The 20,798-nt window shown below is 66.6% G+C and carries 22 protein-coding genes and 1 riboswitch; of the genes, 9 read left to right on the top strand and 13 right to left on the bottom strand.

Translation table 11 applies throughout. The annotated features are described in order from the left end of the window. Positions 1–278 precede the first annotated feature (278 nt). On the bottom strand, positions 279–446 hold the full coding sequence (locus ACTDXD_RS16385; protein ID WP_440123371.1) for a hypothetical protein: 168 nt from the start codon (positions 444–446) through the stop codon (positions 279–281). 312 nt (positions 447–758) lie between these two features. Next, the gene (locus tag ACTDXD_RS16390) at positions 759–3,035 is read right to left on the bottom strand and encodes a helicase-associated domain-containing protein (RefSeq protein WP_440123372.1); all 2,277 of its coding nucleotides are present in this window, start codon (positions 3,033–3,035) and stop codon (positions 759–761) included. A gap of 60 nt (positions 3,036–3,095) precedes the next feature. On the opposite strand from ACTDXD_RS16390, the gene ACTDXD_RS16395 reads away from it, so the two are divergent. Beyond that, positions 3,096–3,284, top strand: coding sequence for a hypothetical protein (locus tag ACTDXD_RS16395; protein ID WP_440123373.1), 189 nt, complete (start codon positions 3,096–3,098; stop codon positions 3,282–3,284). A gap of 105 nt (positions 3,285–3,389) precedes the next feature. On the opposite strand, the gene ACTDXD_RS16400 is transcribed toward ACTDXD_RS16395, so the two are convergent. From ACTDXD_RS16400 to ACTDXD_RS16410, 3 genes are all read right to left on the bottom strand, one after another. Beyond that, a complete protein-coding gene (locus ACTDXD_RS16400) occupies positions 3,390–3,977 on the bottom strand; it encodes a transglycosylase family protein (RefSeq protein ID WP_440123374.1) in 588 nt (195 codons plus the stop codon). 9 nt (positions 3,978–3,986) lie between these two features. Then, a riboswitch (cyclic di-AMP (ydaO/yuaA leader) is annotated at positions 3,987–4,114 on the bottom strand. 334 nt (positions 4,115–4,448) lie between these two features. Beyond that, on the bottom strand, positions 4,449–4,841 hold the full coding sequence (locus tag ACTDXD_RS16405; RefSeq protein ID WP_440123375.1) for a YccF domain-containing protein: 393 nt from the start codon (positions 4,839–4,841) through the stop codon (positions 4,449–4,451). Next, positions 4,838–5,185, bottom strand: a complete 348-nt coding sequence (locus ACTDXD_RS16410) for a hypothetical protein (protein ID WP_440123376.1) — start codon at positions 5,183–5,185, stop codon at positions 4,838–4,840. The genes ACTDXD_RS16405 and ACTDXD_RS16410 overlap by 4 nt, the downstream gene beginning before the upstream one ends. Before the next feature lie 48 nt (positions 5,186–5,233). Between ACTDXD_RS16410 and ACTDXD_RS16415 the strand changes: the two genes are divergently transcribed. Next, a complete protein-coding gene (locus ACTDXD_RS16415) occupies positions 5,234–5,644 on the top strand; it encodes a cold-shock protein (protein WP_308198756.1) in 411 nt (136 codons plus the stop codon). Positions 5,645–5,743: 99 nt separating this feature from the next. Here the strand turns inward: ACTDXD_RS16415 and ACTDXD_RS16420 are convergent, their stop codons facing one another. The 3 genes from ACTDXD_RS16420 to ACTDXD_RS16430 form a co-directional block, all read right to left on the bottom strand. Then, positions 5,744–6,238: a DUF2771 domain-containing protein gene (locus tag ACTDXD_RS16420; protein WP_440123377.1), complete on the bottom strand. Its 495-nt coding sequence runs from the start codon at positions 6,236–6,238 to the stop codon at positions 5,744–5,746. Next, complete coding sequence (locus tag ACTDXD_RS16425; RefSeq protein WP_440123378.1) at positions 6,235–7,950, bottom strand: MFS transporter; 1,716 nt, start codon at positions 7,948–7,950, stop codon at positions 6,235–6,237. The genes ACTDXD_RS16420 and ACTDXD_RS16425 overlap by 4 nt, the downstream gene beginning before the upstream one ends. A gap of 94 nt (positions 7,951–8,044) precedes the next feature. Next, positions 8,045–8,836: a glutaminyl-peptide cyclotransferase gene (locus ACTDXD_RS16430; RefSeq protein WP_440123379.1), complete on the bottom strand. Its 792-nt coding sequence runs from the start codon at positions 8,834–8,836 to the stop codon at positions 8,045–8,047. A 96-nt stretch (positions 8,837–8,932) separates the two neighbouring features. Here ACTDXD_RS16430 and ACTDXD_RS16435 point away from each other — a divergent pair, with 96 nt between their 5' ends. The 3 genes from ACTDXD_RS16435 to ACTDXD_RS16445 are packed head-to-tail and all read left to right on the top strand — an operon-like array spanning position 8,933 to position 13,110. Continuing rightward, positions 8,933–9,784, top strand: coding sequence for a DUF3027 domain-containing protein (locus ACTDXD_RS16435; protein WP_440123380.1), 852 nt, complete (start codon positions 8,933–8,935; stop codon positions 9,782–9,784). Position 9,785: 1 nt separating this feature from the next. Beyond that, on the top strand, positions 9,786–12,548 hold the full coding sequence (locus ACTDXD_RS16440) for a sacsin N-terminal ATP-binding-like domain-containing protein (RefSeq protein WP_440123381.1): 2,763 nt from the start codon (positions 9,786–9,788) through the stop codon (positions 12,546–12,548). Between the two features lie 13 nt (positions 12,549–12,561). Beyond that, complete coding sequence (locus tag ACTDXD_RS16445) at positions 12,562–13,110, top strand: phosphatase PAP2 family protein (RefSeq protein ID WP_440123382.1); 549 nt, start codon at positions 12,562–12,564, stop codon at positions 13,108–13,110. A gap of 26 nt (positions 13,111–13,136) precedes the next feature. Here the strand turns inward: ACTDXD_RS16445 and ACTDXD_RS16450 are convergent, their stop codons facing one another. Next, positions 13,137–13,385 carry a DUF2530 domain-containing protein gene (locus tag ACTDXD_RS16450; protein ID WP_440123383.1) on the bottom strand — a complete coding sequence of 83 codons (249 nt, stop codon included), beginning with the start codon at positions 13,383–13,385 and terminating at the stop codon, positions 13,137–13,139. 81 nt (positions 13,386–13,466) lie between these two features. Here ACTDXD_RS16450 and ACTDXD_RS16455 point away from each other — a divergent pair, with 81 nt between their 5' ends. From ACTDXD_RS16455 to ACTDXD_RS16470, 4 genes are read left to right on the top strand one after another with little or no spacing between them, the layout of a single operon-like run. Further along, a complete protein-coding gene (locus tag ACTDXD_RS16455) occupies positions 13,467–14,936 on the top strand; it encodes an NCS2 family permease (RefSeq protein ID WP_440123384.1) in 1,470 nt (489 codons plus the stop codon). A gap of 46 nt (positions 14,937–14,982) precedes the next feature. Then, on the top strand, positions 14,983–15,414 hold the full coding sequence (locus ACTDXD_RS16460) for a MarR family winged helix-turn-helix transcriptional regulator (RefSeq protein ID WP_440123385.1): 432 nt from the start codon (positions 14,983–14,985) through the stop codon (positions 15,412–15,414). Positions 15,415–15,460: 46 nt separating this feature from the next. Then, positions 15,461–16,267 (top strand): TrmH family RNA methyltransferase, encoded by an 807-nt coding sequence (locus ACTDXD_RS16465; RefSeq protein WP_440123386.1) that lies wholly within the window; start codon positions 15,461–15,463, stop codon positions 16,265–16,267. 2 nt (positions 16,268–16,269) lie between these two features. After that, a complete protein-coding gene (locus ACTDXD_RS16470) occupies positions 16,270–16,536 on the top strand; it encodes a DUF2537 domain-containing protein (RefSeq protein ID WP_440123387.1) in 267 nt (88 codons plus the stop codon). 12 nt (positions 16,537–16,548) lie between these two features. Here the strand turns inward: ACTDXD_RS16470 and ACTDXD_RS16475 are convergent, their stop codons facing one another. From ACTDXD_RS16475 to ACTDXD_RS16490, 4 genes are all read right to left on the bottom strand, one after another. Continuing rightward, positions 16,549–17,265, bottom strand: a complete 717-nt coding sequence (locus tag ACTDXD_RS16475) for a DUF6928 family protein (protein WP_440123388.1) — start codon at positions 17,263–17,265, stop codon at positions 16,549–16,551. A 24-nt stretch (positions 17,266–17,289) separates the two neighbouring features. Further along, positions 17,290–18,192 carry a septation protein SepH gene (sepH, locus tag ACTDXD_RS16480; protein ID WP_440123389.1) on the bottom strand — a complete coding sequence of 301 codons (903 nt, stop codon included), beginning with the start codon at positions 18,190–18,192 and terminating at the stop codon, positions 17,290–17,292. A gap of 246 nt (positions 18,193–18,438) precedes the next feature. Beyond that, positions 18,439–19,560 (bottom strand): phosphoserine transaminase, encoded by a 1,122-nt coding sequence (serC, locus tag ACTDXD_RS16485; protein WP_440123390.1) that lies wholly within the window; start codon positions 19,558–19,560, stop codon positions 18,439–18,441. Positions 19,561–19,626: 66 nt separating this feature from the next. Continuing rightward, entirely contained in the window at positions 19,627–20,754 is a 1,128-nt protein-coding gene (locus tag ACTDXD_RS16490) for a citrate synthase 2 (protein WP_440127669.1), read from the bottom strand. Positions 20,755–20,798 lie beyond the last annotated feature (44 nt).

The following is a 20,798-nucleotide window of genomic DNA, read 5'->3' on the forward strand; positions in this document are numbered from 1 at the left end:
CTGGTGAGAGAATGTAGAACTCTTCCATTGTCCAGATGCGGAGGGCGGCGCGCCACCTGCGCGCCGCCCATGCGTCCGGACATCACCAGAGGAACATGATCAGTTCGTCAGCGATCGGCGCACCTCCATCACGCACACGAGAGCCTCCGAAATTCCGGAACGATATCCGGCGTCCTTTTCGGAGGAAATCATCACGGAATCCAATTCTCCTTCGAGCCTTTCCTGAATTCTGTCCAGGGCGTGGAGTGTCCGTTTCATTTCGATACCGTCTTCTTATCTCATACCGGTGTTCTGATCACTCCGGCTCGTTCGTCGAGTACGAATACTCGTGCACGGGCCAACGCTGCCCGATGACCGTTGCTGTGCGCGTCGGTTCCCGCGGATCGTGACGGCAGGTCACGGATCTTTTCGTACAGTGCCTCCAGCACTGCGGTTTCGGTGTTCATGGCGTGCGGTTCTCAATTCCGCTTCCGCTTACGAATGAATTCCCCGGCCGCTGCAGCCTTCTCACGCTTTTCTGCCCGGCGCTCCTTCATGGACTGCGCGGGTTTCTTGAGTGTTTTTCCCTTGTCGGCCATTGTCGCTCCTCATTTCGAGTGGCAATTACTCAACGAGCCACACCATACGTCAAATCCTGGAAAAAGCCAGTTTGCGAAAAATCGATTCGATTTCCGCGCGTGCATATCAAGGTCGGCGATCTCTCGCAGTCGGTGTGACCGTTGCCCGATGCGGCCGGACTGCTGGGGGAAACGGGAGGTTCAGTCGACCAGCGCTACCGACGAGACGCGATGGAGCACGAAGCTGCGCACCGAGCCGGTCGCGGGGTCGAACGCTTCGAGCTGCCCGCCCGCGACGCTGACCGGATCGACGATGCGACGGGTCGCGGTGCCCTGAGCATCGACGTACCCGAGGGTCACACTGCGTTTCGCGTGCACAGCCAGCTGCAGCAACGCCATCGTGGCCGCACCTCCCGTCCGGCTTCCGTCTCCGCGCACCGGTTTGCCTGCCGGCGCGGAGGCGGCACGATCGCCCGCACGCAGGGTGCGTACGAGTGTCTCGAGCTGTTCGTCGTTGGGCGGCAGAGGGCCGGCGTATCTGGGACGCGACCGCGGCACGACCAGCCGTGCGCCGCGCGGACGCAGATCCAGCACCGCACCCGACGCATCCTCTCCCGCCGGTGCGAAACCGGCCGCTCGCAGCGAGGTGAGTACCTCGGCGAGGGGTGCCTGCGAGATCGCGACCGTCGGGGCGACCGCGCGCAACGCCAACGTCGCCGCGACCGGCGCCGCGAGCACCTCTGCGAGAAGTGCCGGATCGTCGGCGCGCACGAACGACGACGCGATGCCGGCACGCAGGCGACCGTGGCGCCGTGCTACGTCGTCGATCAGGTAGGTCAGAGATTGGGGGACGGGTGTGCGCGAATGGGCCGAGAACAGGGCGTGCAGATCACCGGCACCCATGCCCGCGTCGAGCGCACGGCGCACACTGCCCTCACTGATCCGGTAGACGGTGGCGGCTCCGGCCGATTCGACGTCGGCGACAAGCGCGACCCGCCCGGCCAGTTCCGCGACGAGCGGACCCGGAGCGACGACGGTGAGGTCGGCCTGGACGAGGACGTAGTCGACAGGCTCGGGGAGTGCGTTCGCCATCTCCGCCTCGGCGTCACCACCGTGGAGCAGGGCCTTGCCGGGTGAGCCGAGGCTGCCGTGCGCGACCAGTGCGAGTGCGGTGGCTTCACGAATCGTCTCGGACACCGTCTCATTACCGAAGTGACCTGCCGACCGCGGCCGCCGCCATGCGGCAATGGCCTGCACCTCGGCGGTGGTCGGCGTGACGTGGTCGGCGAGAACTTCGAGGAGCAGTCTGCGGTCGTAGGCCGCGGTCGGGGAGTTCACCTCCTCGGACAGGGCTGCGATCGGCTTGTCGTTCTGATCCCGGCGCCCGATCAGCCATGGCCGTCGTGGTGCGTCGAGCCACGCGCCGGCGAGTACCGCCCAACGATGCGCGGTGTTCGCGGTGAGCCATCCGTCCGCCGAGGTGGTGGGAGCCCAGTAATCGTCGATGTCGCCCGGTGGGGCAGGGTCGGGATTGCCGCGTGCGACGAGTCCCGCAGCCGCGAGCACCTCGACAAGCAATGCGGTGTGGTCGTCGGTGAGGTCCAGTGCCTTGGCGAGTCGGTGGAGTTCGCGAACCCCGAGGCCACCGGAACGCAGCGCGGGAGCGGGTTGTCGGCCCAGTGCGGTGACCAGGTCCTCGCAGTGACGCAGCAGCTCGAGGGCGGCGCCTGCGGCGGTGCTGTTCGTGTCGGTGGCAGCCTTGGTGCCCGCCTCGACACTCGGGGCGAGCAGCGATGCCGGATCGAACGGTGCTTCGCCCCGTAGTGCTTGCCCGACCTTATGAGGAAGTTCGACCGTCTCGTCGTCGATGCGGGTGAGCAACCCGGACGCCAGCAGCCTCTGGACGGGCCGGGTCTCGTCGGAGCCGGGCGCGGCGTCGCGGGTACGCCCGATGGGTGACGTGCGTGCCAGGGTGTCGAGGATGCCGCGCTGTGCAGGGTCGAGTTCGGCGAGGACGACGTCGAGTTCCTCGCGGGTGAACGCGTCCGTTTCGGGGGTGCGCCCGACCCGCCACGGCACCGCTTCCACTGCGGCCGCAATCAGACGCAGACCCTCGGGTGTGTCCCACACCAGCAGGACGGAACGCAGCCGGTCGAGAATCCGATCGACGGCCTTGGCGGTGATCCGTCCCCGCAGATCATCGACGAGGGTTTTTCTGGCCACCGCCTCGTCTGCAGCTCCGAGACGGGCAAGTGCCTCGATGATTCCGAACTCGGCGGTCGTGAAGTCGTTCGCTGCGCGGAACACCGAAGCGCGTTGACGTGCGCGGTTCGCAAGCACGCCCATGGACGCGGGTGGGGGCACCACCAGATCGGGTCGCGAGCGCAGAAGCTCGACGAGTTCCGTGTCGCGGCGATCGGACAGCCACTGGGCGAGCGAGTCCGATGCGGCGTCGGGGGTGGGCGTGGCGGGTGTCATCCGCTCCAGATTAGAGACCTGAGATGGCCTGAGACGAACTCACCTGCCAAAATGAGCGTCATGGCTGACAAATCGAAGAACCTCTACGTCGATCGCGGATGGCCGGAGTTGGCAGATGGCGACCATGCGGTCACCGAACTGTCGTCGACGCGTTCGGGTCCGCTCTCCCCGTACGGCGAGGACGCCGTGTTCCCCGTCCCGGCGGACGAGCTTCCCTACACGCACCCGCACACCGTCATCAACCGCTGAGTTCCTCGACACCGAGGCCTCCTCGGTTGTCAGGCTCCCCGACAACGAAGAACCCCCGCACCGAGACCGGTGCGGGGGTTCTTTGCTGATGCTGCTGAGTGCTGCCTACTGGGGCAGAACGGCGCGGACCGCGTCGAGGACGGCCGGGTCGAGCGCAATACCGGCGGCCTGCAGTGCGTCGACACCCTGCTCGAAGCCGTCGATGATGCCCTGTGCCTCGGCGGGCAGCGCCGGAACCTCGGCGAGCTGCGGAACCGCACGGTTCTCGGTGACCGGCGCGGGCGTGGACTGAGCGGGGGCGCTGGGGGCCTCACGCTGTGTCGGAGCGCTGGACAGTCCGAGGCTCGAGGAGCAGGACGGCCATGCGCCCCAGCCCTGGCCTGCGAGGACACGCTCGGCGACGACGATCTGCTGGTCGCGGCTGGCCTGGTTGGCGGTGGGTGCGTATTCCTGGCCGCCGTAGGCGTTCCAGGTGCTCGGCGAGAACTGCAGGCCGCCGTGGTAGCCGTTGCCGGTGGCGATGGCCCAGTTGCCGCCGGACTCGCACTGTGCGAGGCGGTCCCAATCGGAATCGGGTGCTGCGGCGGCGGTGCCGCTGAAGGCGACACCCGTGACGCCGAGGACGGCGCCGGTCAGCGCGAACTTCGCGACGGTCCGGCCGGTGTTGGTGGGCTTGCGATGGCGTCCGCTCATGTCGGTTCCGTTTCCTCTCCGCACGCGCCTACGAGGTCAGCTGTCGGGTTCGGACTGAAGAGGTAGTCCGGCCGTTGCGCTCGTCGAGCGCTCCGGCTTCACCCCAAGGCCTGCCGCGTGTGCGGCGGGCCGGGCCTCCGGGGAAGCGTCCCGGCGGGGGCCGGGGTGCTTCCGAGGGAGACCGGTTGGGTCCCCCGTTTCCTGTCCCTCGTGGATCGTTCGTCGGGATAACCGGACTTCCGCGGGACAGGAATTTGGCGCGGCGGGCCCGGGTTGGTTGGACCAGGCGGTCCGACCGATGACGACGGTAACGGTCCGGTGGGCGAGTGTCACCAATTGGTAACGCGCGACCGGAAGCGGTCTCGAGCTTGTACTGGGGCTATTCCAGAGTGAACTCGCTGGTAGTCGCGCGAGTAGCCTCCGAAACCCGTTTCGAGCCCGCGCTGTTATCAGCTCGTTATGTGATTAAGGTCACAGGTATGTTGGGCGTGCATCGACGGGAACAATGTCTTTCCCGAGCGGCATCAGAGAGATCGGGATCATCTTCAGGTTCGCGATCGCGAGTGGAATACCGATGATCGTGATGGCCATGGCGATCGCTGTCGTGATGTGTCCGAGGGCCAGCCAGATGCCGGCGATCACGACCCAGATCACATTCCCGATCAGCGAACCGGCCCCCGCAGTCGGCTTGTCGACCGTTGTCTTCCCGAACGGCCACAGCGCATAGACGCCGATGCGGAACGAGGCGATACCGAACGGGATCGTGATGATGAGGATGCAGCAGATGATGCCGGCGAGGAAGTATCCGAGCGCCAGCCACAAACCGCCGAAGATCAGCCAGATGATATTGAGAACGACCCTCATGAACCGTTACCGCCCTTCGAGCGCCGACCTGACTGCAGAGCGAACGCGATTGCCAGCGCGAAGCCGAGTGGCCACGCGAGAGTGAGCAGGAAAAGCACGAGACCCGGCTTGCCGTCGGTGACGATCGGTGTCAGGAAGATTGCGACCACTGCCACGATGCCCACCACGAAGCACGCGATGGCTGCGTTGAACAGGCCCCGGCGGGGTGCACGAGCAGAATCGGAAGAAGAGTTACCCACGACGACTACGGTAGTCGCAGGCAGTCGGGGGCGGAATGTGCGCCGAGGTACACTGAACGCGTCTGCGCGTCCCGCTCGATGAGTTTGGGGCGCGTTGTTTTGCATGTCCATATCGTGCCCTCGGGCACGGCCGTCCAGGAGCAGGTGAGCGCGGTGCCGACCGGCAAGGTGAAATGGTACGACGTCGAGAAGGGCTTCGGCTTCCTGTCTCAGGATGAAGGCGAGGACGTCTATGTTCGCGCGTCGGCGCTCCCCGAGGGTGTCGAGAGCCTCAAAGCGGGCCAACGCGTCGAATTCGGAATGGCCGTAGGTCGTCGCGGACCCCAGGCGCTCAAGGTCGAATTGCTCGAGAAGCCGTCGTTGCGGCAACAGGCCGGACGGCGCGAGGCACCGGCGCGTGAGCGACGCTCGCCCGACGAGCTGCACGGCATGGTCGAGGACATGATCAAGCTTCTCGAAGTCGCGGTCCAGCCCGACCTACAGCGTGGGCGCTACCCGGACCGCAAGGCTGGACAGCGGATCTCCGAGGTCATGCGAGCCATCGCCCGCGAGCTCGATCACTGAACGGACCACGAGGACAGAAACGCCGAATGCCGTATCCGAACGAATCGGATACGGCATTCGGTCTTCACCGGACCGAGGAGTGACCTCGGCCGGGCCGCGTCAGAACGTCTGGACAGCCCACACGGCGTGAGCGATCGGCTCGCCGGCTTCGTCGACCACAGCGGAGGGCAGCTGGACTTCCACGCCGAGCAACTGCAGAGTCGGGTCGCTCGGCACAGTGATCGCGCGCTGCTGTCCCGGCTCGACCATGATGCCGTCGAGGAACGTCTCGCCCGTCTGGAGATCGCCGTACACGGCGATCAGACGCCACGGCGCACCGGAGATCTCCGACGGCAGCGACAGCTGAAGCGGGAATCCGGCGCGAACGGGGAGCTGCGTGATCGGATTCTCGACGCAGTCCTCGAGATTGATGTTGCAGTGCTGTGTCGGAGGGACCGTGACCGAGTTTCCGTCTCCGAAGGCTGTGATCTCGGGCAGTCGCGGCTCGGCCGAGTCGACGAGTCTCCACACCACCGCGCCGATACCCACGGCGACCACCACCAGGACTACCGCGATCAGCGCGATCGCCTTCTTCGTCCGGGCTTGCAGATTCATCGGCTCCCATTTCGTGTCGGCTGCCCATCCGTGCGTACTCGACGCTCGTCGGCAGATTCGGTGGAGGCGTGCTCGGGCCTCCTGCCGCCCAGGCCGGGCAGCAACGTCTTTCCACGGTAGGTGAGCAGGGTCTGCGTGAAACCGAGAACCAGCACCACCGTCACGACCGAGAATCCGATCCACAACTCGGTGGGAAGCAGAACTCCCATGGCGCCGCCCAGCACCCAGCTCAGCTGCAGGACGGTCTCGGACCGGCCGAATCCGGACGCAATGGACTCCTCGGGCAGGTCCTGTTGCAGCGAGGCGTCGAGCGAGACCTTCGCGAGGGCGCTGGCGCAGGCGGCGACCAGCGCGGCCAGGGCAGCGGCGAGCACGTGGTCCGTTGCAGCGACGATCGCCGCCACGACGACTGCTGCGGCCACGCAGCGCACAACGATCAGGGCCGGACGGCCCAACGCCATCCGTGCGCCGGTCGCATTCCCCGCGAAGTTCCCGATCGCGGCGGCAGCGCCGACGAGACCGAGCATCGCAGCCTGCATGAGCGGTGATTGTTCGGTGGTGCTCTTCGCTACGAAGGCGATGAACAGGGTGAGGAAGCCGGTGAGCACACGGATGGTGCCGTTGCCCCACAACCCCGTGACGACCGTACGGCCGAGCGGCTGCCTGTTCTTGCCGCCGGGGGAGAGCACCTCGGTCTTGGTATCGAGCACCTCGGTGCGGGCCTCGGACCCGCGGTACGACAATGTCGCGGGTACCTCACCCTCGGTGACTTCGACCCAGGCCGGTATCCGCATGCTCAGGTACGCGCCGAGAACGGTGATCGCGGCACACAGCCACAGTGCGCCCGCCGAATCGAATGCCCACGCCGCTGCACCGGCAATTGCTCCGGCGCCGAGGGTGCCTCCGACCAAGCCGAACACGGTGAGTCTGGAATTGACACGCACCAGGTCTATCTCGGGTGGCAGTACGCGCGGCGTGACCGCGGATTTGAGCACCGCGAACGATTTGCTGAGCACCATCATTGCCAGCGCGGCGGGATACAATGCCCAGCTGTCGAAATTGAAGATCAAGACGATCGCGAGAACGGTCCGCAACCCGAACGACGTCGCCAGCGCCACGCGACGACCGTGCTGAAGCCGGTCCAGGAGCGGACCGATCAGCGGGGCGATGACGGCGAATGGTGCGATCGTGATGAGCAGATACAACGCGACCTTCGTCTTGTCCTCACCGGTCGCGGCCGAGAAGAACAGTGTGTTCGCCAACGCCACTGCCATCGCGGCGTCGGCTGCGAAGTTCGCCATGGTCGCGTACATCAGTGCCGTCAGGCCCGACTTGTCGGCGCCGTCGGCGGTCGCGGCCCGACGGAACGTGGCGATTCCCTTGTTCGTGAGCTCTCGGCTTCGGAACGCAGCAACGCGCGTCACGGTGAGTTTGCGGGGCATCCTCGGTGCGCGGGGCCCACTGGTGTCATCCGCGCGGTCGTCCTTCGTGTCCGAGGAGTCCTTCGACGGTCCGGTGCCTCGCCCCGCCGCGCGCTTGTCGGTGTCTTCGGGGCCCGAGCGGTACGACTCGTCTATCGGATGCAATGGCGGCAACGGTGTGCGGCGCGCAGAAGTGCGGCGCGGAGGCGGATAGTTGCTGTACCCCGGATGCCGAGAGCCCGGGGCACGATCATCCGCCTTGTCGGCAGGTCGCTCTTCCCGTTCGGTCACTCTTCGATTCTTCACCACCGCGCACCTGTTGTGCAGTCGGGCCGGTTGTCGCGTCGCTCGCAATGCCCGGACGTGCGGGCTGCGCGTGCCACCCTCATGGGACGAACCGGACTTCGAACAGCGTCGGCCACAACTTGCCTGTCACCAGGAATCGGTCCGTACCGGGGATGTGGGCGATCCCGTTCAAGACGTCCACATTGTCTCGATCGGCTTCGTCGAGTCGGTTGCGCAGGGCAGACGCGTCGATCGTTGCCTCGACCCGCCCGGAATCGGGATCGATCCGCACGATCTCCTCGGTCTTCCACACGTTCGCGTAGACGGCGCCGTCGTCGGTGCATTCGAGTTCGTTCAGGTTCGACACCGCACGGCCGTCGCGATGTACCGTCACCCGTCCCAGTTCGGCAAACGTGTCCCGGTCTCGGAACGTCAGGTCTGCGGAGCCGTCACTCATCACGAGTCGAAGGGGTTGGTCGCACAGACCCCAGCCCTCACCGTCGTAGTCGATGCGTTGCTGCTCGGTCAGAGTGTCGCGGTCGCGGACGAACGCCACACCGTCCTTCCACGTGAGCTGCCACACCGCCGTGTCGGTGACGGTGATGCCTTCCCCGAACATGTCGTCGGGAAGTGGCACCCGGATGCGTTCGGTGGGTGAGTCGAGTGGGCGGGCCGACAGCCATGACGTCCCCTCACGCCCGGTGCCCTCGAACAATTCACCGCCGTCCAGTTCGAGGCCCTGGGTGAATGCCGCCGGATCGTGTGGATGCTCCGCAACGACCTCGACGCGTAGTCGATCTACGGGTGGCCCGGTTTCGTCGACGACGGTGTCGCTGCATCCCGCGGTCAGGAGGACGAGTGCGAGCACGAAGGTAGCCGGTCGACGCGTCATGGGGTTCATTTTCCCGGTGTTCTCTCCTGCTTCTTCTCAGCGGTCTCATGTGTCTTCTCGTGGCCGGGCACCATGCCGGGGCATCGGTCCGGCACAATGGTGCCCGTGAGCGTTGCATCTTCTGCCGTTGCCCCCGGAACGGTTCCTTCGGTGGATCCGGCCGTCCGATCGGTGCTCGCGGAGGCCGTCGAGGTCGCTCGGGCTGCCCTGAGCGAGGTCGGAGAGGGCGTGGTCGGCGCCTATCTGGGCGTCACCTCCGAGGACGAATGCGCAGCCACCCACCGCTTCGCAGCCGATCTGGCCGGGTACCACGGCTGGCAGTGGGCCGTCGTGGTGGCCGCGGCGCCCGAATCCGATCACGTCACCGTCAGTGAACTCGTATTGCTTCCGGGCCCCGAATCGCTGGTTGCGCCCGCATGGGTGCCGTGGAACGAACGCATCCGCCCCGGCGACCTGGGCCCCGGCGACCTGCTGGCCCCTGCGCCGGACGACGAGCGGCTCGTTCCCGGCTACACCGCTTCCGGTGATCCCGACGTCGACGAGACCGCCGGTGAAATCGGGCTCGGCCGCAAACAGGTGATGAGTCTCGAAGGCCGGCTCGCCGCAGCAGAGCGCTGGTTCGACGGTGAATACGGCCCCCGCTCGGAGATGGCGAAGGCCGCACCGTCGACGTGCATGCTGTGTGGGTTCTACCTGCCGCTCGCGGGGTCGCTGCGGGCAGCGTTCGGTGTGTGCGGAAACGAACTCGCCGCCGACGGTCATGTGGTGCACGCCGAATTCGGTTGCGGCGCTCACTCCGATACCACTCTGCCCACCGGCGCGGGGTCGCCGAAGTTCGACGCGTACGACGACGGAGCGGTGGAGGTGGTCGAACTTCCCGGTGCCGCTGCAGAGCCCACCGACGACCCAGCCGTCACCGAGAACGCGCAGTCGGAACAGATCGACTGACGTGCACGCCTCCGACACCGCGGATCCGTTCGGCACCGCGGCGCTGCGCGATGGTCTCGTGACCGCGTGGCGGTCATCGCCGACACGTTTACGAGAGGACATCGCCACCGAAGCGGATCTCGTCCGCGGCGGATACCGCGACCGGGTCCTGACCGAGCTGGCCCAGAACGCTGCCGACGCTGCAAGTCGTGCCGGAATTCCGGGCACCCTGCGAGTTCGGCGGGTCGGAACCTGCCTGCACATCGCGAACACCGGAGCGCCCCTCGACGAAGCCGGTGTCCAGGCACTGACCGCCTTGCGAGCGTCGAGCAAGAGTGGCGGTGTGGGGCGATTCGGCGTCGGATTCACCGCGGTACTCGCAATTTCCGATGAGGTCGAGGTGCGGTCTCACACCGGGTCCGTCAGGTTCTCCGCCGCGCAGACCCGTGACTTGCTGACCGAACACGGATTGGCCGTGTCCGGCCGCAGCGTGCCGACCCTGCGTCTGGTGTGGCCCAGCACGACCGCACCGGCCGCGGGAAGTGACACCGAAGTGGTGCTCGACGTCCGTTCCGGAATCGACGTCGAAACGCTGCTCGGCGACTTCCGCCGCGAGGCGATGGATCTGTTGCTCGAACTGCCCGCACTGCAGACGATCGTCGTCGACGACGACGAGTTCGTCCGCACCGAACGTGTTCTCGAGTCCGGTCTGCGGGAACTACGCATCGGCGATCACTGCTGGTGGGAGCATCGTGGAGCTTCGGCCCGATGGCTCATGCCCGTCGTCGACGGCGTGGTCCGGCCGGTCGGCGACGACGTGCTCCGCGCACCCACCCGGTCGGACGAGGAACTGTCGTTACCCGCCCTTGTCGTCGCCGACGTTCCGATGCAGCCCGACCGTCGGCGGGTTCTGCCCGGCGCTCCGGTGGAACAGCTTGTCTCGGGCTACGCAGATTTCGTCGCGGCATTGCCCGGCGATCAGCGACTCGCGGCGGTGCCCACACCGGGTTTCGCGCGCAGCGAGGTCGACGGACGCATCCGTGAGGCACTGTTCGACGAGCTTCGTCGCACCAGGTGGTTGCCCGCCGCACGCGGGGGCGACGATCTCGCACCCGACCGCGCGACCGCACTGACCGGACTCGACGACGCTCTTGCCGAGGCACTCGACGAGGTCGTCCCGGGACTGATCTCTCCGGCGTTGTGCTCACCTCGACACGCGGCGGCGCTTGCTGCGCTCGACGTGCACCGCATCGGTCTTGCGCGAGTCGCCGATCTACTTGCCGGGCAGTCGCGGGAGCCGGCCTGGTGGAACAGGTTGTACGAGGCGCTGGCACCCCTGGTCGTCGACGCCGTCGCAGCCGAGGAGCTCGCGGCCCTTCCGGTGCCGCTGTCCGATGGACGGACCGTGACCGGGCCTCGGACCGTCGTCCTGCACGACCTCGGCTCCGTCGCATTTCCGTGGGTGAGGCTCGTACACCCCGATGCGGCGCACCCGCTGCTGACCCGGCTCGGCGCGGGCGTCGCCACAGCAGCGGATCTGCTCGGCGATCCGGCGCTCGCCGCAGCCATCGACGATGTGTACCACGATCCCGACGACCGAGCGGCCGAGGACCTCGCCGCCGTCGTGTTGACGCTCGTCGCGAAGGTCCCCGCCGGGGCCGTGCCCCACGACCTCGGGAGGCTGTTGTTGCCGGGCGTGGACGGTGAACTCGCCCCCGCTGATGAGCTGCTTCTTCCGGATGCACCTCTCGCGGAGGTTCTCGTCGAGGATTCGCCGTTCGGCACGATCGATGCGGAACTGGTCGAGAAATACGGTGCTGACGCGCTGCGGGCGATCGGCGTCGGGTGGGGATTCACCGTGTTGCGCGCCGACCTGCCGACCGGACCCGACCACGACCTGCCCGACGAGGACCTCTGGTGGCAGACGATCGATACCGATCCCGACACGCTGGTAGCGGTGCGCGATCTCGACCTCGTCGACGAGAACCGCTGGGAGCGGGCGCTCTCGCTGCTGGCTGCCGAGCCCGGCACCGCGGCGACACTCACCGATCGTGACGGCTACACCGCGTGGTGGCTACGCAATTACGCGGTCCTGGACGATCAGCCGCTCGGCCATCTACGGTACGTGGACGACGCGGTCTTCGAAGGTCTGCTCGATCCGTGCGCGCATCCCGACGCGGGAGCATTCCGTACGTGCCTGGCCGGAACCGGGATCGACGATCCCGACCTCGTCGAGATACTCCTCGATCGGCTCGCCGATCCGGGGCGGCGTCCGGACCCCGCCGCTGTCGTGGCTGCGCACACCGCGCTCGCGCAGTCCTACGCCGCGGGCACCGTCGATCTCGACGGCGTGATCCTGCCCGCCGGGGTCCGTAGCCTCGCGGGCTCCGTCGTCGATGCCGCACATGCTCTCGTGGCCGACCAGCCGTGGTTTGCTTCGGCGATTCCGGCCGATCGGCTGATCGTGGTCGACCACGCTGCCGCGGCCCCGCTCGCCGAGTTTCTCGACATCGCTGCAGCGTCGGCCGTGATGTCCGGCGAACCGACGGGGCCGGGAGAGGCCACGACGTGGCGGCGTGAACCGGATGCGGTGCTCGCCTCGGTGGCGTCGGGCCTGCCGATACCGGCGACGCCACTGGTGGTACACGAACAGCTCACGGTGCGCTGTACCGGCGCGATCACCGGCGAGCGTGCGGTGCCGTGGTGGGTCGACGTCTCCGGTACCGTCCACTGCACACGTCTCGGCCTGCCGGCGGCCCTCGCCGGGTTGTCCCGTAGCTCGTGAGCATCGACAGCACGTGAACATCGACGAGGCGACACTCGACTGGGTTGTCGGCATTCGCAGTCCGGAGCTCACTACGGCGCTCACTCTGGTCACTCACGCCGGCGGCGGGATCGCGAACCTGGTGATAGCCACGACTGCGGTGCTGCTGCTCTTACGGATCTCGAGGCCGGCAGACGCGTTGCTCGTCGGGGGAGCGGTGGCCACGGCATGGCCCGTGATGACGGCGATCAAGAATCTGGCGGTCCGGGCGCGTCCGGACGAACCCGAACGACTGCTGGACCTTGCCACGTGGTCGTTTCCATCGGGACACGCGATGATGAGCGCGGTGCTTGCGACGACCCTTGCGGTCGTCGCGATGCGGGCCTGGCCCCGTGGCGATGGCCGGAGAACGGTCGCGATCGCCGGTCTCGGTACCTACACCGTGCTGGTGGGGCTGAGCCGTGTGTACCTCGCGGTGCACTGGTTGACCGATGTCCTCGCCGGGTGGGTTCTCGGCTTCGGCTGGGCGTTACTGTGGGTGTGGTTGCTCACGTGGGTGCAGGGCAAGCGGCTACGCGGCTAGCCCGGGACGCCGAGACCTCGGCGGTCTCACTCGAGACCTACCTGCGCACCCCGCCGACCGCGACGCGACGCCGAGCGTTGAACGAGGAACAGGCCAGTTCCCAAGAGCCCCACGATGATTCCGGCGATACAGACGGGAAGTGCAGCCGACCAGCTCTCGCCGGCGATCAGGACCGCGACCGTGGCGATCACCCAGAGCCCCGTTCCGATCACGAGTGCGGGCCGGGGGTCGGCGATGGCGCGGATCCGTCCGGCGATGATTTCTGAATCTCTCACGAATTGCAGATTAGATCCTCAACGCTGCAATAATCTTCACCCGTTGCGACGCACCGTACTCGACGAGCGGAAAAAGTGGACATGGCCGTAGGCACCGATTCCAAGAAATCATCATTCCTGGACACGTACTTCAAGATCACCGAACGAGGTTCGACGGTCTCGCGGGAGGTACGTGGTGGACTCGTCACGTTCTTCGCGATGTCGTACATCGTGGTGCTCAACCCCTTGATTCTCGGCAGTTTCTCCGCCGACGATGCGACCGCGAAGGTCGACGTCCTCGGCAACATCCTGCCGGTCAACCAGGTTGCCGCGGTCACCGCCCTCGTTGCCGGTCTGATGAGCATCATCTTCGGTGTCGTCGCCAACTATCCGTTCGCGATCGCCGCAGGCCTGGGCATCAACAGCCTGCTCGCTGTCACGATCGCTCCTCAGGTGACATGGCCCGAAGCGATGGGCCTGGTCGTCATCGACGGCATCATCATCGTGGTGCTCGCCCTCACCGGTTTCCGCACCGCCGTGTTCAACGCGATCCCGAAGGAACTCAAGGCGGCGATCGCCGCCGGTATCGGCGCCTTCATTGCTTTCATCGGGATGGTCGACGCCGGGTTCGTGCGGCGCATCCCCGACGCGGCAGGGACCACGGTCCCCGTCGGACTGGGTATCGACGGCTCCATCGCGTCGTGGCCGACCTTCGTTTTCATCGTGGGTGTGCTGCTCATGGGTGTCCTCGTGGTGCGGAAGGTGCGGGGCGGCCTGCTCATCGGCATCGTCACCACCACGATCCTCGCGATGATCGTCGAGGCCATCGCGGAGGTCGGACCGTCGCAGGGCACCAACCCGAAGGGCTGGAACCTCGGTCTTCCCGCAGCACCCGATTCCTTCATCGGCCTCCCCGACCTGTCCTTGGTCGGCGACGTGAATCTGTTCGGCGCGTTCACCCGTATCGGTGTGATCGCCGCGTCGTTGCTGGTCTTCACCCTCGTGCTCGCCAACTTCTTCGACGCGATGGGCACCATGACGGGCCTGGGCAAGGAAGGCAACCTCACCGACAAGGACGGCAATCTGCCGGGCATCGGGAAAGCCCTCGTCGTCGAAGGCGCCGGAGCCATCGTCGGTGGCGGAGCCTCCGCATCGTCGAACACCGTGTTCGTCGAGTCCGCGTCGGGCATCGCCGAAGGGGCCCGTACCGGCCTAGCCAACGTCGTCACCGGCCTGATGTTCCTGCTCGCGATGTTCCTGACCCCCCTCTACGAGGTTGTGCCGATCGAGGCCGCGGCCCCCGCACTCGTCGTCGTCGGCGCGCTCATGATCGGTCAGGTCCGCGAGATCGACTTCACGAAGTTTGCCGTCGCGCTCCCCGCCTTCCTGACGATCATGGCGATGCCGTTCACCTACTCGATCGCCAACGGCATCGGGGTCGGCTTCATCACCTGGGTCGTCCTCCATGCGGTGAGCGGCAAGGCGCGCACCATTCATCCGCTGCTGTGGATCGTGGCGATACTGTTCGGGCTGTACTTCGCCGTGGACCCGCTCACGGAATTGCTCACCTGACACAGCGGCGGGTCGAAGGCCCGATCTGTCCCGTATTGTGCTCGCCATGATCTCGGACACACGGGCACTCGCAGGCGACCTCGCGCTTGCTGTGGTGCGTTTGACGCGGCATCTGCGGGGACAGCGTAGCCATTCCCGAGTCACTCTGACGCAGTTGTCGGCCATGCAGACGTTGCGGACGGAGGGAGCGATGACGCCTGGAGTGCTCGCGTCCCGCGAACGGGTGCAGCCGCCGTCGATGACCCGTGTGATCGCGTCGCTGAACGAACTCGGCCTCGTAGATCGCACTCCGCATCCCACCGACGGCAGGCAGATCATCGTCAAGTTGTCTTCTGCAGGAGACAGCTTGCTCGCCGATGAGCACCAGGCGCGTGAAGTGTGGCTGACCGAACGCCTCACGAAGCTCGATGACGACAGCATCGCGACCTTGCGCGACGCGGTGGGCATCCTGACCGAGTTGGTGTCCGAGGAAGACTAGTCGAGTCCGATGCGGCGATCGTGTCTCCGACTGGGAGAATGTTGTCGTGGTTCACGTCATCGACATCGACGATCCCGCCGATCCAAGGCTGGACGATTTCCGCGATCTCAACTCCTCCGACCGGCGTCCTGATCTTCCAGGTCGCAAGGGTTTGGTGGTCGCCGAGGGTGTGCTGGTGGTGCAGCGCATGCTCGACTCCCGATTCCCGTTGCACGCCATGCTCGGTGTCGATCGTCGTCTCGGTGAACTCGCCGACGACCTGTGCGACGTGGACGTGCCGTTCTACAGGACCGACGCGGCGACCATGGCAGAGGTGGTCGGTTTCCACCTCAATCGCGGCGTGCTCGGGGTCGCGTATCGGCCCGAACCGCTCGACGTCGTCGAAATGATCGAGAAGGCAACCACCGTTGCGGTACTCGAAGGCGTCAACGATCACGAGAACATCGGCTCGATGTTCCGCAATGCCGCAGGGCTCGGTGTCGACGCTGTGCTGTTCGGTAAGAGCTGCGCCGATCCGTTGTACCGGCGCGCGGTGCGCGTGTCGATGGGGCATGTTCTGCGAGTCCCGTTCGCGCACGTCGAGCAATGGCCGAGCGACCTCGATACGCTGCGTGACTGCGGCTTCCAGCTGATCGCGCTGACCCCGAACCCGGAGGCGATGCCGCTCGCCGAGGTGATGACGGGGGAGAAGGTTGCGTTGCTGCTCGGCGCGGAAGGACCCGGCTTGACCGAGCAGGCGATGGGCGCCGCCGATGTGCGTGCCCGGATACCGATGGCGCCGGGGACCGATTCGCTCAATGTCGCGACGGCCGCGGCGATGGCGTTCTACGAACGGGTTCGGATTCCGCGGTGAATATGACTTCCGTGCCCTCGCCGACCCCGTGGTCGACGGGGCTACCGCTGTCTGTGTTCGTCTTCGCGATGAGCGCGGTAACCCTCATCGCGATCGGGGATGTGCTCGCCGACATTCATCCCGTGGTTGCGGTACTGGTCAATGTCGTGGCTGTCGTGGGAGCCCTCCCGACCTTTCTTCTTTGGCGACAGCGAGAGGTATGGCGGTGGGTGGCGTGGGGTGTCGCTGCCGCAGTGCCTGTGGCGTGGGGGGTGCTGCTGCTCGGATGAGTGCGGGGTGACCTACAGGCCTACTGCGCGACGCCACCAGGAGCGTGTGGGCTGTTGTCCGGCCGGTGCGGCAAGCGGTGCGGGTTCCCCTGGCCTGCGCAGGGTGAAACTCCATACATCGATACCGCTCGGCTCGGGCTCGTCCTCGGCGCGACCGACATACCGGAATCCGAGCCATGCGGCATTGGCGGCTTCGACAAGGCGCCGGGGATGGAACGGCAGTGCTTCGGGGTGCGGAACAGAGCCGGCAGGCCACCGCATGGGGTGTTCGCCCGACCAGTACGGACGCTCCCATAAGAAGGGGATGCCCTCGTCCTCGTAGAACTCGATGGCACCGGCCCCGAACGCGCGCCGGAGCGTACCGCGCTCCCATGCTGCGAACGAGCCCCACCCACCGGCCGCGTCGGACACGATCAGGTAGGTGCTCTCCGATGCGAGTGTGTGCAGCCAGTTGGCACCCACCGCGGACGGGCGACGATGGATGAGTTCGCGGCTGCACACCACCGTGACACCGGGGAAGCTGCCGACGAAGACTGTGTTGTCGTCGAACTCCGTATCGTCCGGCCCTTTTCCTGCAGCGACCTGTGCGAGCGTCGCGCGACCGCCCGCAGTGGCGTGCCGATCGGGATGCAAGCGCGTGAGCAGGGCATGCGCGGTATCGCGGTCGGGAGTTGAATTACGCAGTACCGCAGCCGGATCCGGGGCGTCGACGTACCAGAGTGTCGACACGACCGCCGCCATCGGCGTCGGCCCTCAGGCGCGTCCGTTGCTGCGGACGCCGAGTAGTACGTCGTCCCAGGACGGAAGTGCGGGCTTGCCGCGCTTGTCCTTGCTCGGGTTCGCTGCCGACTTGGCCGAGACGGCAGCGCCGCGCTGGGTGTCGGTATCGTGCTCGGTGACGGTCGGCATCGACCGGCCCGCCTCCACGACGGGTACCTCGTGCTCTTCGGGCTCCGGCTGTCGATCGATGACGACCGCGTCCGCCGGTGGGGCGACGAACCGCTCGGTCTCCGACTCCACTGTGTCGTCGATGTCGCGGGACGAGTACACAGGCGTCAGGTAACGCAAGGGGCGACCGCAATCCGGGTCGACGAGGTCGGCGGCGATGTCGTCGAGCGCCGAAATGGTGCCGCCGTGTGCATCGGGCTGATAGCGCCAGTGCGCCGCATTGGTAGAGCGACCGGCCTGCCACTCGAGCTGAGCGACCCAGTGCCCGTCGTCGTCGCGCCACGCATCCCACGTCGCCTCGTCGAGGTTGTGGCCCCGCGAGCGGAATGCCTGTGTGACGATCTCGAGGAGCGTTTGCACGGCGGGACCGTCGGGGCGCACCGGGTGCCCCTGCTGTGCCATGTCGGCGGCACGGGAACGCTCGAGGAGCACCGGGTAAGCGAAGCGCTCGACCTTCGAGATCGGGATTCCTGCTTCCTCGGCGACCTGTTCGACGGATGCGCCTGCCCTTATGCGGGCCTGGATCTCCCGTGGGCGGAGGGTGCTGGCGGTTTCGATCTGGATCTGTCCCAGCCGGGCGAGATCGCCGCGTGATGCGGCGCGGAGTGTGTCATCGACTGGAATGCGGAACTTGTCCCCCGTTGTGGGATCCGCGAGCACGACATGCTTAGCATCCGGCTCGAGACCCACCACCTTCAGTTCTCGCACACTGACCTCCTCGCGCCGGCTCGCGATCGACTTGCCCGAGATTATCGGAGTTGTCCGCGATCCGGGAGGTGGACACGCCGCGCCACGCCGGGTCGGATCACAGGAATTCCGGTCGGAGGCGTTATCGTACTGAGTTTGCCGATTATGTCTCGATGTGTGGTTGAGGGTTTCGGAAAAGGCGCGAGGGCCGGACCCACAGGGTCCGGCCCTCGCCCCGATGCTGCGACAGCGGTCGCAACATCGGGATCAGAGCTGGGAGACGACCCAGTCGATGCTCTTGGTCAGCTGCGTGATGTCTTCGGGGTCGATCGCCGGGAACATGCCGACACGCAGCTGGTTCCGGCCCAGCTTGCGGTACGGCTCTGTGTCGACGATCCCGTTGGCCCGCAAGATCTTCGCGACCTGCGCCGCATCGACGGACTCGGCGAAATCGATGGTACCGACGACCTGCGACCGCAGAGCCGGATCGGTGACGAAAGGCGTGGCGAACTCGGAACCCTCGGCCCACTCGTACAGACGCGACGACGAATCCTTGGTGCGCGCGACCGTCCAGTCCAGGCCACCGTTGCTGTTCATCCACTCGATCTGATCGGCGAACAGCAGCAGCGTTGCGAGCGCAGGCGTGTTGTAGGTCTGGTCCTTGCTGCTGTTGTCGACGGCGATCGGCAGCGACAGGAACTCCGGCGTGAACCGGCCCGATGCCTTGATCTCGGCGACGCGCTCGAGCGCTGCCGGGCTCATCAGCGCGATCCACAGTCCGCCGTCGGCCGCGAAACACTTCTGGGGCGCGAAGTAGTAGACGTCGGTGTCGGCGATGTTCACGGGAAGTCCACCCGCGCCCGACGTGGCGTCGATCGCGATCAGCGAGTTGCCGGACCCCGCGGGACGGGACACCGGCACAGCAACACCCGTGGACGTCTCGTTGTGTGCCCAGCCGATGAGGTCGACCGACGAGTCGGCGACGATTTCGGGAGCCGAACCCGGATCGGCGCTCACGACGACCGGGTCGCCGATGAACGGGTTGTTCTTCGTGACGGTGGCGAACTTCGACGAGAACTCGCCGTACGTGAAGTGCTGCGAACGTTCGCGGACCAGGCCGAATGCTGCGGCATCCCAGAATGCAGTGGTGCCACCATTACCGAGGACCACCTCGTAGCCCTCGGGCAGCGAGAAGAGATCGCGCAGCCCCGAGCGGACACGAGCCACGACGTCCTTGACAGGCTTCTGGCGGTGACTGGTGCCGAACACCGAAGCGCCGACGTCGACCAGCGACTGCAGCTGCTCGGGGCGGACCTTGGAGGGACCGCAGCCGAAGCGGCCGTCTGCGGGCTTGAGATCGGCGGGAATGATCGGTGAAGCGTCAGCCATCGGAAAGCGTGTCCTAAGCGTCGAGGGACAAGTGCAGCAGTAGTCTAAACCGCCTCGCGTGGCCGATCACCGATGTGTGATCGAATCCCATCCCGCGACGGTGGCGGCAGCGCGGGGGTCGGGGCCCGTGTAGATCGCGGCAGGACGCACCAGCTTGCCGAGTTTCTTCTGCTCGAGAATGTGTGCGCACCAGCCGCCGGTACGACCGCAGGTGAACATCGCGGGCATCATCGCGGCGGGAACCTCCGCGAAGTCGAGGATGACCGCGGCCCAGAATTCGACGTTCGTTTCGATCGCGCGGTCCGGGCGGCGTTCACGCAGCTCGGCGAGGGCGGCCTGCTCGAGTGCGGCGGCGGCCTCGTAGCGCGGCGCGTCGAGGCGCTTGGCGGTGGCGCGCAGCACGCGGGCACGAGGGTCTTCTGCGCGGTAGACGCGGTGCCCGAAGCCCATGAGCTTCTCTTTGCGGTCGAGGATGCCCTTGACCATGGCGCGTGGATCGCCGGTGCGCTCGGTCTCTTCGATCATCGGCAGCACGCGCGCCGGTGCCCCGCCGTGGAGGGGACCGGACATCGCGCCCACTGCGCCGGACAGCGCGGCCGGGGCGTCGGCGCCGGTAGAGGCGATGACACGGGCGGTGAAGGTGGAGGCGTTCATACCGTGCTCGGCGGCGGAGACCCAATAGGCGTCGATGGCCTCGACGTGTTTGGGATCGGGCTCGCCCTTCCAGCGCACCATGAAGCGTTCGGTGACGGTCTGTGCCTCGTCGACCCGTTTCTGGGGCACGGCAGGCTGGTAGATGCCGCGCGCGGACTGGGCGACGTAGGACAGGGCCATCACCGCGGACCGGGCGAGGTTGTCGCGCGCGGTTTCGTCGTCGATGTCGAGCAGGGGTGAGAAGCCCCAGATGGGTGCGAGCATCGCGAGGCCTGCCTGGACGTCGACACGCACGTCGCCGGTGTGGATCGGCAGGGGGAACGGTTCTGCGGGGTGCAGTCCGCGTCCGAACTCGCCGTCGACCAGCAGCGCCCACACGTCCCCGAAGGTGACGCCCTTGCCGACGAGCTCTTCGATGTCGACACCGCGGTATCGCAGTGAGCCACCGTCTTTGTCGGGTTCGGCGATGTCGCTGGTGAAGGCGACGACGCCTTCGAGTCCTGCGACGAAATCCTCGGGTACGGACGCGTGTGGTGCCATGACGGTGTGGCTCTCCTCGTTCACGTGCGGCCCGGTCCGGGCGG

It is taken from the genome of Rhodococcus sp. SJ-3, assembly GCF_051918125.1.
Classification (GTDB): Bacteria; Actinomycetota; Actinomycetes; order Mycobacteriales; family Mycobacteriaceae; genus Rhodococcus.